Origin of the sequence: uncultured Ruthenibacterium sp. (genome assembly GCF_963558415.1) — a bacterium.
GTDB lineage: Bacteria > Bacillota > Clostridia > Oscillospirales > Ruminococcaceae > Ruthenibacterium.
Genome location: NZ_CAUWGY010000063.1, coordinates 1 through 12,994 on the forward strand (window position 1 = coordinate 1; position 12,994 = coordinate 12,994).

14 protein-coding genes are annotated in these 12,994 nt (G+C 56.3%); 1 reads left to right on the forward strand and 13 read right to left on the reverse strand.

What is annotated here, in order from left to right:
* Nucleotides 1–176 precede the first annotated feature (176 nt).
* Genes AB5H98_RS09945 through AB5H98_RS09960 form a run of 4 tightly spaced genes read right to left on the reverse strand, consistent with a single transcriptional unit; the run spans nt 177 to nt 3,032 of the window.
* Nucleotides 177–560 (reverse strand): hypothetical protein, encoded by a 384-nt coding sequence (locus AB5H98_RS09945; RefSeq protein ID WP_205486464.1) that lies wholly within the window; start codon nt 558–560, stop codon nt 177–179.
* A gap of 56 nt (nt 561–616) precedes the next feature.
* Nucleotides 617–1,528 carry a M23 family metallopeptidase gene (locus AB5H98_RS09950; protein WP_205487674.1) on the reverse strand — a complete coding sequence of 304 codons (912 nt, stop codon included), beginning with the start codon at nt 1,526–1,528 and terminating at the stop codon, nt 617–619.
* 50 nt (nt 1,529–1,578) lie between these two features.
* The gene (locus AB5H98_RS09955; RefSeq protein WP_205487673.1) at nt 1,579–1,959 is read right to left on the reverse strand and encodes a hypothetical protein; all 381 of its coding nucleotides are present in this window, start codon (nt 1,957–1,959) and stop codon (nt 1,579–1,581) included.
* On the reverse strand, nt 1,956–3,032 hold the full coding sequence (locus tag AB5H98_RS09960) for a site-specific integrase (RefSeq protein WP_317328879.1): 1,077 nt from the start codon (nt 3,030–3,032) through the stop codon (nt 1,956–1,958). The genes AB5H98_RS09955 and AB5H98_RS09960 overlap by 4 nt, the downstream gene beginning before the upstream one ends.
* Before the next feature lie 589 nt (nt 3,033–3,621).
* On the opposite strand from AB5H98_RS09960, the gene AB5H98_RS09965 reads away from it, so the two are divergent.
* Nucleotides 3,622–3,786, forward strand: coding sequence for a hypothetical protein (locus AB5H98_RS09965; protein WP_367925757.1), 165 nt, complete (start codon nt 3,622–3,624; stop codon nt 3,784–3,786).
* Between the two features lie 550 nt (nt 3,787–4,336).
* Here AB5H98_RS09965 and AB5H98_RS09970 read toward each other — a convergent pair.
* From AB5H98_RS09970 to AB5H98_RS10010, 9 genes are all read right to left on the reverse strand, one after another.
* Nucleotides 4,337–4,897: a phage tail protein gene (locus AB5H98_RS09970; protein ID WP_367925758.1), complete on the reverse strand. Its 561-nt coding sequence runs from the start codon at nt 4,895–4,897 to the stop codon at nt 4,337–4,339.
* 3 nt (nt 4,898–4,900) lie between these two features.
* Entirely contained in the window at nt 4,901–5,305 is a 405-nt protein-coding gene (locus AB5H98_RS09975) for a hypothetical protein (RefSeq protein WP_317328184.1), read from the reverse strand.
* Between the two features lie 11 nt (nt 5,306–5,316).
* Nucleotides 5,317–6,219: a hypothetical protein gene (locus tag AB5H98_RS09980; protein ID WP_367925759.1), complete on the reverse strand. Its 903-nt coding sequence runs from the start codon at nt 6,217–6,219 to the stop codon at nt 5,317–5,319.
* A gap of 2 nt (nt 6,220–6,221) precedes the next feature.
* Nucleotides 6,222–6,815 (reverse strand): hypothetical protein, encoded by a 594-nt coding sequence (locus AB5H98_RS09985; RefSeq protein ID WP_367925760.1) that lies wholly within the window; start codon nt 6,813–6,815, stop codon nt 6,222–6,224.
* A 30-nt stretch (nt 6,816–6,845) separates the two neighbouring features.
* Nucleotides 6,846–7,493 carry a hypothetical protein gene (locus AB5H98_RS09990; protein ID WP_317328181.1) on the reverse strand — a complete coding sequence of 216 codons (648 nt, stop codon included), beginning with the start codon at nt 7,491–7,493 and terminating at the stop codon, nt 6,846–6,848.
* Nucleotides 7,494–7,495: 2 nt separating this feature from the next.
* Complete coding sequence (locus AB5H98_RS09995; RefSeq protein WP_317328180.1) at nt 7,496–8,599, reverse strand: siphovirus ReqiPepy6 Gp37-like family protein; 1,104 nt, start codon at nt 8,597–8,599, stop codon at nt 7,496–7,498.
* Entirely contained in the window at nt 8,592–9,446 is an 855-nt protein-coding gene (locus AB5H98_RS10000; protein WP_317328179.1) for a phage tail domain-containing protein, read from the reverse strand. Before AB5H98_RS10000 ends, AB5H98_RS09995 begins: the two co-directional genes overlap by 8 nt.
* Nucleotides 9,447–12,404: a tape measure protein gene (locus tag AB5H98_RS10005; protein WP_317328178.1), complete on the reverse strand. Its 2,958-nt coding sequence runs from the start codon at nt 12,402–12,404 to the stop codon at nt 9,447–9,449.
* A gap of 3 nt (nt 12,405–12,407) precedes the next feature.
* Nucleotides 12,408–12,994 (reverse strand): Gp15 family bacteriophage protein (locus AB5H98_RS10010; RefSeq protein ID WP_367925761.1); only part of this gene is annotated, 587 nt, incomplete at its 5' end.

Here is a 12,994-nt window from a genome sequence, read left to right on the forward strand (position 1 = left end):
AAAGTTTTCAGAAAGAATGAGAAAAGCATGTTGCAAAATTGCAACAAAAAGGCAAAAAGAAAAGGGCGTTTACAACGGGTTAAAAAGCCCATGTAAACGCCCTTTTAAAGTGTGTAAAAACGATTGTTTACGGGTGTGAATGAGGCAGCATGCAGCGCTTTCATTGCACCCTTTTGTCATGGATTCGGAGGCACGCCGCTGATGTGTACCGCAGCTTTGTTTGCGGGATCTGCCGCTTCAACGATATCCTCCAGAACGATCTCCCCAATGTCCGGGTTTTGAAGCCTTTTGATGAGGTCGCTTGCATAGTTCGAACCGCGGGAAATGACGATCCCCGTGAGCAGAGTACCCAGCCAGTGAACGGAGAAAGAAATACCCATAAGGGCAAAGATATCAGCCCCAGCGGCGAAGCAGATAAAAACTGCAATGAGGATAGCAGCCAACTGCGTTCCGAAGGTTTTGTACTGTTTGTTCTCAAGCATCGTAATGATGGTCTTAGCGTATTGGACCAGAGCCTCGACGATGATTGCAAGAGACAGGATAAGAAGAAAAGCCTGCATAAAAACGTCCTCCTTAATGAAAAAATATACACAGAAATGAAAGAACACAGCCGATGCTAGACGCCTGCAACATACGCCTTAATATCAGACAGTTTTTTGTCCGAAACATCCGCGCGCTGTGTGGCCGCGTCACGCTCTTTTGTCAGCTGCGCAACCTGCGCTTCCAGTTCGGATGTATCACCATCACCAGCCTGCGCCATACATGCCGTAATAGCATCCCCTGCGGACAGGCTCACGATTTCGCTGCGATCAGGGAGCACCACGGCATAACGCTTTGCTGTGCCAGCCTGGATGCGCACCCAGGTATAAGTGCCGTCGCTGCCCACCTCAGCCTGCACCGGGTAATATTCGCCCACTTTCAAGCGGCCACCGTTGTATCCCACATCGACAGCGGTTACATCCGCAGCCGAGAATACCTCGCACTTTTCCGAAAGTACCTTCAAAAATTTCATGTCGTCATCCTCCGTCCCGTTGATTGCTGCACCATATGTGCCCACAGCATTGGGGTGCCCGGTGTATGCCGTGGGGTCAAGCCCCGCCCCGGTGGTCGTGGCCCGCACCTCAAAATGGCAGTGTGCAAAGGGCGGGCTTGCCAGTGCCGCGTTGCCCGTGTTGCCCATCACTGCCAGCGCATCACCGCTTTTCACCCTCTGGCCCACGGATACCAGATTCCGCGCGTTGTGGCAGAAATACAGGTAGTTCACCGCGTCCGGCGTCTGGCCTGCGTCCAGCTCCACGCACACATACCAGCCCCATTCCCATGTTTTGTTGTCTGTGGACTTGTCCACTTTGCGGGCCGTAATGACCCTCCCGGAAATGCTTTTGCCCTTGTAATCGGGCATCAGGATGGTATCGCTGTCCAGCCCTTCCTCGTCGCTGCCGCCATGCCAGCCCTTGCCGTTGTTCCGTGTATAGCCCCATCGGCTGTACCCGTACCGCACCCGCGTGCGGCCCTTAAAAATCGCCATGCTGCCACCTCCTTCAGAGTATAAGAAAGCGCCCCAACGGGGCGCTGCGGTCATGTATCGCTTGCCAGTCGTTCTCCGAGCGTAACGGACAGCTGGCGTCCGTATACAGCCGGGGTCTTGCTGGTTTCTTTCTGCAGCTCGATTTCTTTATCCTCCCAATCGCCCACCAGCGAGAAGGCCTCAAACAGCTTGTTGCTGACGCCTTCAAGCTGCTCATCCGGTTCATTCGCGGTTTCGTTGTCGGGATAATAGATGCGGAAAGATTCAAGGTTTTCGGATATGATATCTGCCCGGATAGCGTCAAACTGTTCTGCGCCCGCCCGGAATGTGATCTGCACCGTATTGCGCCGGCGGTTGCGCATCATGCCTTCGCCCTCGTTGGGCTGCTCAATCTCATATTTGTGTCCGTTTGCCAATCTGATCAAACTCATGGTATATATTCCTCCTGAATCGGTTCACGACGGTTACACCACCGTACAGCTTTGCGCAGCTCTGCGATCTCATTATGGACATAGATTCGAGCTGTGACGGAGATGTCTTTATGACCTAAAATTTTACTAATTGAATAAATATCTGCGCCGTGCCGGCGCAGGTATGTGCCGTAAGTGTGCCGGAGTTCATGCGCGGTAAGCTCCGGCATGCCAGGGTGCGCCTGTGCAAGTCTTGCCATTTCCGCCTTGAGCCTTCGGCTCCATGTATCGGGTCTTAGGGCGATATCACCGGAAATTAGATACTTTCCCGCGTAGCGCCGCTGGAGGGCATCTATCGCCTGCAGAGCACGGTCAGAAAGGGGGCAGACGCGATAGCTTCCACACTTGGGAGACCGTTCCACTGGCTTGCCCGATACCCATGCGATACTGCGCTGCACACGATAAAGCCTGCGCCGGCGGTCAATATCCTCGGGACGCAGCCCAACCAGCTCCCCGCGGCGCATCCCTGTCTCAAGCAACAGGACAACCTCCGGCATACGGCTCAAAAACCAGCGGGAGGCGATCTCGATTTGTCTGTCATTGTAGACCTCCTTGATCTGAGGCAGAGCCATGCTTTCCAGCTTGCAGCCATCAGCGGGGTTGCTGGTGCACAGTCCATTACTGCATGCGCTGCGAAAAATTCCATTGACACACATGCGGATCTTGCCGCACATGCTGGGCGAGAGGGAGGATGCCTGCTGATAGAACCGCAGGATGTCCGCTGGCGTCACATCCACCAGAAGCATGTTTCCAAGTGCCGGAAGGATATGCCGCCGGATGGGCAGCTCGTATGTGGTGCTGTATGCCGGATCTGTGATATATGGCCGCTTGTACAGAAGCAGCCACTGAGCGGCCCAGCCTGATACCGTGTAAAGGTCGGAACATTTTTCAGCCTGTCCATGTTCAGCGATATATGCAAAATATTTCGCCTTTGCATCAGCCTTTGAACGCCCATGAAATGCCCTTTTAACGGGTGTTTTATCCGCCTTATACGCAACCGTTCCGTAGTATGTTTGCAGTTTTTTCTTGTTCATTGCATCGCCCTCCAAAATAGCTTTTACACTATTTTAAAGGGTCTTTGCTTCCGATGCTAATTCTCCAGGCGTGAAGGTGGGAACAAAAGGAGCTGCGATACAGGATTATAACCTTCCGGGGAACACAGTTATTGCTCCGATAAAAATAGATTCCGGATGGGGATTCGGACACTGGCAAAGCTGGGCGGATGCAGACAATATCGCAACCACAACTTCCAATGCAGGAAATGCATTTACGAACCTCGGTATTATGCAACCGTCCCTATATCTTAATTATGTGGTGAAGGTATAAGCTCGGCTGCATGTTGTTGTGATTATCACCGCCGCCGGAATTCCGGGTGTTTGTTGGATCAGCCCATTTTACGCCCGCTCCCTCTTGACTGTTGATGCGCCCGTTCTCTGCGCCCGTGCTGTATAGATAGGCGGAATAGGGATGCGAGTGCGAAGGGATTTCGGATATTCCCAATTTGTGGGCCGTTTCACCGCATTGAGCGCCTGGAGAATTAGCATCGGAAGCTGGTACCAGCTTCCGATGCTAATTTAGGGCAGAAAGTAGGTGCTAAAAGTGTCTCTTTGACCGAAGCGCAAAATGGACGCCATTCTCACATGCTCCCTATGGACTATGGGCAGCATGATGGTTCCAATCGAGGTCCGGATGTTTGGTCGGACTATGGGCGATTTGACACAAATCGTTCATATAACAGTGCCGACTCCGGAGAGGGCGCAGCCCATGAAAATCGACAGCCAAGTTTAAGCCTTAATCAAATAATTAAGGTATAGAGAAGGCTGTATGATGGGGAACGGAGTGCTGTCCCCGGAAGACATTGTCTCCCAGGCCAGACTGATTTTGGAACCCGTTCCGCTTGCCAATGAATCGCTCGCCGCCCCATCAGAAACCAGAACACGACTTTGCTGTCCGCTGGCGCTGAGGTATCCATGAGTGTGCTTTGCCATCTCGGTTGGAAGCTGTGCATGTGACGTCGCTCCGCGGATTCCGCCACACCCCCAATTAGCATCGGAAGCTGGTACCAGCTTCCGATGCTAATTTAGGTGCGAAAGCAGGCGCAAAAACTCACGCTCTCACGAATGCAGAATTGCCCGTGCTAAGCGGGGGCATCGTTATGCACAGTTCGAATGCTGGTACGAATATCCAGACTGTAAACGGAGTATTCAAACCAGCAATCACAAACAGCGGGAAATACCGTGCCGGTGGCGATCTGGTGAGCGATGCCGGGACTAGTTCTGTCGGCCATTTTTCATTGAATATAGGCGGAGGACAGGCTATGTTACTGATTCAGCCGTCGCTATATCTTAATTATTTGATTAAGACGTAGGGACGGCTGAACAACGGAGAGGGGCAGGTCAGCGCCAGTCCATTTGTTATTTACTCCATACAAATTCGCGGCTCCGGCGTCGGCAACCACGGCCTTAAAGCTCGTTTGCCACGTTGCCAGTGCGGGTTCACTGGGTAAATAATCCCACGTAAAACTTCGCGTTTCTGCACCCACTTGGGAGCCCAGTGAATTAGCATCGGAACCTACCGCCACTCTACCGCGCATGTCCGGGAGGTTGAAAGTGGTGGAACCATCGCCGGAGCCGTAGGTCGTTCCGATGACGGAAAAGAGCTGCGCATAGGTAGTGCGGGAGACTGCCTGGCCCTGGCAGAGCAGCCAGCCAGTAGGAGCGGCAGCGCCCGCGAACGGGATCACGCATCCGACGGGCATGACCGGCACAGCCTTGTTGTTGGCGTCACCAACAGAAAACTCGCCGGACTTTGAAGTGCTGATGCATCCATAATTGAGTGTATCAGGCCGGTATTTGGAAGCAGAGGACTGCCTCCAGGGCAAAAAAGGCCACTTGGCCATAAATCAAAACTCCTCTCCATAGACACCGGAGACCGGCATCCCATCTAATTTTATTTTGTCAGCGGCCGACATTAGGCCGTTGGCGGACTGCGTAGCCACGCCGTAGGTGGTGTTTGTGCCAGGGATGCCGAGAGCTGTGACGTCAGCCTTTACAACCGCTGACGCCGCGCTCACATGCCCATATGTATCGACCGTGACTTTGTACAGGCCGGACGGCCTTTGTGTGTAGGATGGATGCGTGTACTTGTTGGCCCCGGTGGAAACACCGTTGAGCTTCACCTTGTCCGCCGCTGACATGAATCCGGCGGCGGCAGTAGTGGCAGCAGTGTGGGAATGGGAGCGCAGCGCGTAGCGGGACTCTATTTTCTGCAGAGCATAAGTCAGCCGCTGCAGTGATACCCATTTCATATAGCGTCACCTCATCCGGCAGCAAGATCCGTAAATATCTGGTCAATCTCGGCATTGGTGCATTCTTCAATCGTGAACGCACCGCCGAGCGCATCCCAGGCTGTGCCGTTCCACGCAACGTTCGTGCCGGTAGGGCCATAGGAGGACGCAGCCTGGATGTCATAGACATCGCCCGCCACCTGGCCGGAGGCAGGCAACTTTGAAGCGTCTGCGACAGAACCCTTGTAACGGTACATCTGCGTAATATCGCTCTTGAGTGCGTAAGAGGAAGCTGCGCCGAATTCGTCGAGCTTCTTTTTGTCGACTGCCGACATGAGGCCGTTGGCAGACTGCGTGACCGGACTGTATTTAGTGTCGTTATCCGCGCCCCATACCGCCGTGCCGTCGGCAGACCAACGAAGGATCTGTCCGGACGCGCCGCCCGTTGGAATGTGCTTGCTGCCGGAGCTTGTGGGATGTACATATTTGTTCGCGCCCGCAGCGATCCCGTCGAGCTTATCCAGGTCGGCCTGCTCAATCTGGTCCAGCACTGTCTTGTTGCCGTGGCTGTGATTGCCCTCACTGGCAGAATTGACCTTTTCTTTCAGTGCGTCGTCGAGATCCGTCTCAGAAACTTGGCTTTTGCCCGCCAGCGCTCCGGTCGGTACGGAAACATTCACCTTGCGTGCAGCGGATGGCGTCAAGTCCGCTCCATTGACCTGAACGCCGACGATAATATTTTTCTCCGCAGCCGCCGGTGCATGAGCCGCCTGACTGTGTGTGTACGCTGCATCGTAGTTGTCCTTGAGCGCAGCAGTCAGGTCATTGGCGGAAAGGCCCTTGCCGTCCACTTTGTCAACTTTCCCTTGCAGCAGCGTGTGTATTTTGCTGATCGCATAACGCAGCTTATCAAGAGATACCCATTTTGTAGCCATAATCAAAATCTCCTTTTCTGTACCCCGAGATCCTTAAAAATGTTGTCAATATCTTCGTTAGTCGCCTCTTCGAGGACCGGTTCGGTGCCTGTAGAGGGCACTCCGGTATCCACGTACTCGCCAAGATCCGGATCGTAGACCCACCAGGTGCCTGATTGGATGTGAGGATAAGTGTTCGCAGCGTCCCGTGCATCCTGCGCTGCGTCCTGTGCCAGGAGACGGTCATTCTGAACGAGCTGTATAAACTGCTGGTATTCATCCGGGGTATATCCGGGCGGCGGCTGTGTCCCCGCATCCGGATGGTACAGGACCTCGAACCCGATCTCTACCGTGTAGAGGACTGTTCCGTCTATCCCCACGCCGTCGATCACTGCCGGGTGATACCCGGATTCGGCCAGGGCTTGGGGCGGAACAGGAAGAACACCATCATCAGGAATGAAGAACGGGACGGCATTCTCATGCCCGCAGGCTCGGAACGTAACACGTTTCTGCAGCCCATCCCATTCAGAGGAAAACGAAAACACAAGCGTTTCATCCGTGACGCTACCAGCCGTGCCGAGCGTGACGCGGGCCGGAGAGACCCGGTACCCATTCACAGATATCTGGACCGGCATAGGCTCACCTCGCTAAAATGTTTCTCCGTGCATATCTACTTCGCCGTTGTTGTCGGCGTCATAGACGCTTTTGAGCATAAGGCCTGTCTGGTCCTTGACGCCCTGAAGCTCTGTGCGCAGCTGCTCGATGAGCTGCTGCGCCTGCTCCTGCAGCTGCGCAGTGGGGATACCAGTGATCCCGTCGCGCATGATACCGCAATAGGTTTCATTGAGCCTCAAGTCCGTAACATCGGACTGCAATATCTTCACTGCGCCCGGCTGCACAAGGATGGACGCCACATAGACCTCATCGGCATGCGTGTCCCGCACGGGCGCGGTGAATGTGGGCGCATTGGAAAACGCCCCCTTGCGCAGAAGTGTCTGCGGGGCGTTGTTGTCCTTGTCCAGACGCAGTGCAATGACGTCGATGCGTGACAGCGTACCGTCTGCAGGGTCCAGTATAAAGGTCTCCGGTTCTTCCATCCATACAGCGGTTCCCCAACGCGCATCGCGCAGAAGCCAGCTGTAACCGGGCTGCAAAGTGACAGACATCCCGGTCCCTGAAGCTGTCACGGCGAAGTTGTCGCCGCTGGAGAGCACGCCGCGTGTGCGGGTCGCAAACCACGCCCCCAGTGCGTCCGCCTCATATCCTGTATTATCGAGGGGAAAGCAGTGTAACATCGTTAGACCTCCTGTAAAATAGAGATATCCCCGAGCTGCAACACAACGCTGCGGCCCGACGCCTCATAGATCGTGCGCACACCGGTCAGACGTGCCGCGAGCCGGAGACCATACCGGGTGAGTTTTAACGGGAGGACGTCCCCGAGAAAGTAGTCCTCACCGTAATACATGAGATCCTGCCCGGCGTTTGCCGTGACCTCCAGCTTCTTTATCTTCTCAGCAAGTTTTTCAAGGCCCCGCACCCGGAGCAGCGCCTCGTACTCGGCGTCTGTGTAGGTGTGTTTGGTGTACGAATATTCAGGATTTCCGTCCTCATCCACTTCTCCGGTCGGCGTGGCGACCTGATACGAGGTGGAAATATCCTTTGCATCCACCCATAACTCCCGGCGGTCATCGCCGGCCCAGCTGCCCAGGGCTACGGTCACGACCTTGCGGTCCGCGCCTTGATCCTGCCCGCCGACCACCGCCACGTTCTTCCAGTCGGCGTCCGAATCCACGATGCGGATGTCCGTGAGATTCCCGATGTCGTCGCCAAGATACCCGACAAAGGCGTCGGAGCCCTCGCTGCTCCGGTCTGTGCCCTGGTATACGCTGAATGTTTCCACGCCGGTAGCAGGGTCAAAAGTCTCGCGGAATCCCAGGCCATGGGCTGCGGCCAATTCCTCCAGTGATTTCAGCACGCTGCCCCAGGACGTCTGGCTGTCGGTGGTGGGCGTGAGCCCCACCGGTTCGGCCGAAGCGCCCGGCAGCCCGCGCCGGTTGTCGTTTACAAGCTTGTACATAGCCGTTTCAACGTTCTTTACAAGCGTTGTCCACATGGCCACACGTCTCGCCCAGCGGTTTGTGGAAAGTGGCGCCCGCACGGTCATAGTAGCTTTTTCACCCGTGTCGGATATCTCGATCTGAGCGATCACGGAGCTTTCGGGCTGGTCTGTGCACCAGAGCCTGCGTCCACGCCGGAGCAGGTCCAGATTCTTGTCTGTGGCCGCGCACACGAGCTTGACTTCGCCCGCCCCGGCATACAGGGACAACCACTGCAGAGAGTCGATATCCTCCACTACGCCCTGGCGCAGGAAGTCTTCATCATACACATACAGGCTATACACCGGCCCTCACCCCCCTGGGCGCCAAAACACTGACGCGCAGCCCTTCCCGATTGTCCGCCGCATCGTAGCGGAAGGTGTTGACGCCGGGCTGCAGCTGCATATTCATATCGCTGTCCGGCGACAGGTACCGGAACCCATTTTCCTCCACGCCGTCCGCATGGCGGTAGATCACGCGCTTGCTGCCGTAAACGGTGGAAATGGTAAAGCTTTCTCCAGCCTGCAGAGTCTTTGTGATGCGCAGCGCGGAGCCGGTCTCCACCAGCAGCACCTCGGGGGCCTGTACCTGGGCCGTGGCTTTCAGTTCGACCGTGAGGTCGATGGCGACATCGCCATCGTTGAGCACGCGCTTGAAAGCGCTCGCCTCATACTTCGAGATGTACCATTTCCCGCCGGTGAAAAACGGGAATTTGAACAATGCCTTGATGCCGGCGAGAAGCGTGTTTGCATCATCCGCCGTCCGCCAGTAGGGATAGGGACAGTGCAGGATGAACTGAAACTGTTGCATCTCAGCGGTCTCCTCCATGACAGGCGTGCGCTTCGGTGTCCCTTCCAGATACCAGCTCTCGCCGTCCTCATGGATGAAAAAACGCGCCGGGACCATCGGGCTCACGCAGGACAGAAGCGCCCGCCTGTTTTCTTTCAGGTCCCCGAACAATACGCCCGTGACCGTGAGGTCTCTGGGCCGTACCGACTGGGAGGAGCGGGTAGAACCGATCTGGTTCACACCCTGTGTCTCTGAGATAGTTATTTCATTGGAGGAAAGGCCGTCGATGTCTGTGATCCAGAAGTCGCTGTCTTCACTGAAGGAAACGGCGCCGTTTTCCGTGACATATTCAAAGGTAAGCATTTACGGCAGCCTCCATTCGTCTCTTTCCATTGCCGCCATGGCCTCGGTACTCATCTCGGCCGGGCTGAGCGCGTCATGGCTGTAAATATTCTGTACAAAGGTCCTGCTGGATGCGCCGCCGACATTGGTGACGGACATACCGGACGCTGCCGCGCCGGCTGTGGCGAGCTGCAGGTTGTTCATCATGACGCCCTGGCGGAGCATAGCCACCGCCTGAGACGCCTTTGCGTTGAACGACAGGATACCGCCGGCCGCCTCAATGGCAGACTGGACGGAATGTTTCATCTGGTCCACGAGCCCGCCCTCGCCCTTTTTGACGCCCTGCGTCCAGCCTTTCATGGTCATAAGGCCGATCATGTTCTCAAACAGATGGGACGGAGAACGGATATCCAGCTTCCGTTTTGCGGCATTGTAGGCAGCGGCCGCAGCGTCAGCCATGGCGCTCACAAGCCCGGACGTCCCGGCGTTGATACCGGAAATGATACCGTTGATCATCTGCTGTCCAATGGACGGAAAATTCGACGCCTTGACCTGGTTTTCCGCCGCGGTCCTGGCGTCCCGGATGAGCTGCAGGGTAGAATCCTCAAGCGCCGGGTTCTTTTCCACACCCGCCGCGATGTCGTCCACCATATCCGAGCCGGAGTTCGTGACCTCCGGCAACCCCAGCTCCGTCATGAGGGCTTTTGTGGCAGCCTCGGATCCATTGGCAAAAACCTCGCTCAGCTCGCTGAGCTGCGTATCGGAAGCCCTGACCAGCTCCGCCACGGTAGCGGCGGATTCGGGACCGGCATCGCGCAGCTGCTGGAGCAGGCCCTGGTCAAGCCCGCGCTCCGCAAGCGTGACCAGATTTTCGGACCATTGCTGCAAGGCTTCCTGATTGTGCCGCAGGTTAGCGATCATCTGGGAAACGCTTACCTTACTCTTCGTCTCGATACGGTCGAACATATTGGTAGCCGCATCTGTGTAGGACTGGAGCGCGTTGGAGCGCCGCTCCATCTCTTCCTCCTGGGCAGCAGCCACGGCCTCGGCGTTGTCGATGATGCTCTGAGCAGCAGCCGTATCGGTCTGGGCGATCTGTGCCTCCACCTCGGACTTGCGGGCCGCAATATCTTCTTCCTGAAGGATATATGCTTCACGGGTAGCATTAAGCTGTTCCATGAGTTCGTTGTACTCGCTCTGCTTGAGCGCCTTATCCGCAAGCTGAGCATCCAACTCCGCCTGTTTTTCATCCAGTTCCTGCAGATTCTGTTTGAGGGTAGCCTCTTCCTGGTACAGCTCATTTTGCCGGGTAATGAGTGCATTGCTTTCGTCCAACGCCATCTTGGCGTCAATGTACTCGTTCATCTGTTCCGTGTTGAGGTTGAGATAATCGCCCTCTTCACTGTAGGAAAGGTTCAGCCCGTCATATTCCGCATTGAGCTGCTCCACATAGGACTTCAGCAGGGCCTTGTCGGCTGCGGATTTGTTTTCTTTGCGCGACAGCTCCGTGATCTGTGCAGCCAGTTTTTTGGATGCATCCGCTTCAGCCTTGAGGGACTTCACATTGTCCTGGTGGCTTTTGGCGCTGGAATCGGTGGACTGCTGCAGGTTTTCCTGTGCGCTGGCCAGCTCCTCCACAGCTTCCGACTGCTGTTTGAACGCCTCGGTGTCCCTGGTCAGCCATTTGATGAGGGCGGCGATGCCCGTGACGAGCAGGGCCGCGGCGGCGATCACGAGCCCCACGGGCCCCAGCAGCGCCTTGATGGCCACGCTCAGCGCCGTAGTTGCGGCTGTGAGCAGGGTAGACGCAACTGTGGAGAGGGACAGCCCGGCGGACATGCCGCCGAGTGCAAAGGTCTTCGCGGTGATGACGCCGGTGCTGGCCATCTCCGCCACGATCTGTTCTTCAGTGGCGGTTTTGCCCAATTTCGCGATGGCAGCCGCCCGCGCTTCCGCCAGCGCCTTTTTGTCCAGCGTAGGTACGAGCAGTTTGTTTGCTGCATCCGCCGCGATCGCCGCAGCTGCAGCAAGCTCCTGCTGGCGGGTAAACGCCTGCATGACTTTGTTGGTCCCATAGGCCAGCATGAGGCCGGCCACGGAGATGGCAAGGATGTCCACATTCTCAATGACCGGCGGAAGCACCGCGGCCACCGCCTTCAGAGCTTTTTCAAACAGGCTGCCGAAGGTTTTGATGGCGTCGCGCATCGTGGGCCTGTTCAGTGCCTCCTGTGTATCATCAATGGACAGGATAATGGACTGGACGCCGCGCGTAATAGCAGCGCCCATATTGTCAAACGTAGCGCCCCAGCTTGCGCCGGCCTCTTTGGCCGCGCCGGACAGGGACGGAAACCGGGAGGTACCGGTGGTCATAGCCAGGTTCATCGTGTTGATGAAGTCCATAGCCGAGAGCTCGCCGTCGCTCATGATCTGTGTGACGTCCGAGGCGGTGACGCCGATGGCGTCCGCATACATTTCGATGGCCGGGATGCCGGCATTCAGCAGCATCTCCATGTGCTCCATGGTGACGTTGCCTTTCGTCTGCATCTTACTGAGCGCCTCCGTTACGGAGCCAAAGGCCGCGTTGGAGCCGTCGCCGTAGAATGCCACGGCGTCGCCCCAGGCCCGCACGGTCTCGGTCGATTTGGATATCTCCATACCGCGCGACGTGAAATTCTGCACAGCCCGCGCCGCATAGTCGAGGCCGTATGCCGTGCCGGACACGATCTCCGTGGTCTCCGCCAGCGCCTCATTCGTGGCGGAAACGTCGCCGGTCATAGTCGTCATAACGCGGGAGAACTGCTCCATGGTGTCGATACGGCCCATGGCCTTGTCTACCGAATTGGCGACCATCTGGAACCCTTTTTCCAGAAGTTTGAAGATCCCCAGGCCGGATACAAGGTTGTTGATTTTGTTCGCCCCGGTCTGGAAGCCTTTGGCGTCCAGTTCGGTATCAAAAACCAGTGTGCCGTCATATGCCATCCGTCAGTTCACTTCCTTCCTGCGTGCCTCTTCCATTTCGCGGTGTATTTGTTCAGAGCGCCGCCGCATCCGTTCCTTCATATCCTGCTCCATCGCCCTGGGACTGCGCTTTTTCGCTGCGATCAGGGGGGCGAGTTTCCAGTGGTCTTTTTGCTTCTGCACGGCTTTTTTCATTGCACGGTCCTTGATCTCTGAGATATCCACCGTGCGGTAATAGATGATCCTGCCCATGGGCGTTGTGTCCGGCAGTGAAAACAACAGAGCGCGGAACTCCCACCAGTGCAGAAAATCGACCGTGGCAAGGTCGATGTTGTATGTCGTGCGGAACGCCGAATAGATCAGCGCCGCATCCTTGTCGAAATCATAGGCCCGAGGCGCATGCACCGTGGCCTCGCGCCTGCGTTTTTCAGCTTCTGTTTCTTCCGCCCCGCCGCAGTAGAACCAGAACAGCTTTTGAACAGCGTCGTCGAAATCCGGCGGGATCTTCTCGAACAGGAGCTGGAACCCGGCGTAGACCTTGGCTACGTCCGGCAGCTTTTCATCTGCCAGCGCCCGCTCGAACTGGATCATATTCCGAAAATCCGGATAGA

Excerpts from the sequence above, each read along its gene's own strand:
- AB5H98_RS09975 (WP_317328184.1), bottom strand. The coding sequence starts at position 5,305 with ATGAAATGGGTATCACTGCAGCGGCTGACTTATGCTCTGCAGAAAATA.
- AB5H98_RS09955 (WP_205487673.1), bottom strand. The coding sequence starts at position 1,959 with ATGAGTTTGATCAGATTGGCAAACGGACACAAATATGAGATTGAGCAG.
- AB5H98_RS09990 (WP_317328181.1), bottom strand. The coding sequence starts at position 7,493 with ATGTTACACTGCTTTCCCCTCGATAATACAGGATATGAGGCGGACGCA.
- AB5H98_RS09950 (WP_205487674.1), bottom strand. The coding sequence starts at position 1,528 with ATGGCGATTTTTAAGGGCCGCACGCGGGTGCGGTACGGGTACAGCCGA.
- AB5H98_RS09945 (WP_205486464.1), bottom strand. The coding sequence starts at position 560 with ATGCAGGCTTTTCTTCTTATCCTGTCTCTTGCAATCATCGTCGAGGCT.
- AB5H98_RS09965 (WP_367925757.1), top strand. The coding sequence starts at position 3,622 with ATGGACGCCATTCTCACATGCTCCCTATGGACTATGGGCAGCATGATG.
- AB5H98_RS09980 (WP_367925759.1), bottom strand. The coding sequence starts at position 6,219 with ATGGCTACAAAATGGGTATCTCTTGATAAGCTGCGTTATGCGATCAGC.
- AB5H98_RS09960 (WP_317328879.1), bottom strand. The coding sequence starts at position 3,032 with ATGAACAAGAAAAAACTGCAAACATACTACGGAACGGTTGCGTATAAG.
- AB5H98_RS10005 (WP_317328178.1), bottom strand. The coding sequence starts at position 12,404 with ATGGCATATGACGGCACACTGGTTTTTGATACCGAACTGGACGCCAAA.
- AB5H98_RS09970 (WP_367925758.1), bottom strand. The coding sequence starts at position 4,897 with ATGGCCAAGTGGCCTTTTTTGCCCTGGAGGCAGTCCTCTGCTTCCAAA.
- AB5H98_RS10000 (WP_317328179.1), bottom strand. The coding sequence starts at position 9,446 with ATGCTTACCTTTGAATATGTCACGGAAAACGGCGCCGTTTCCTTCAGT.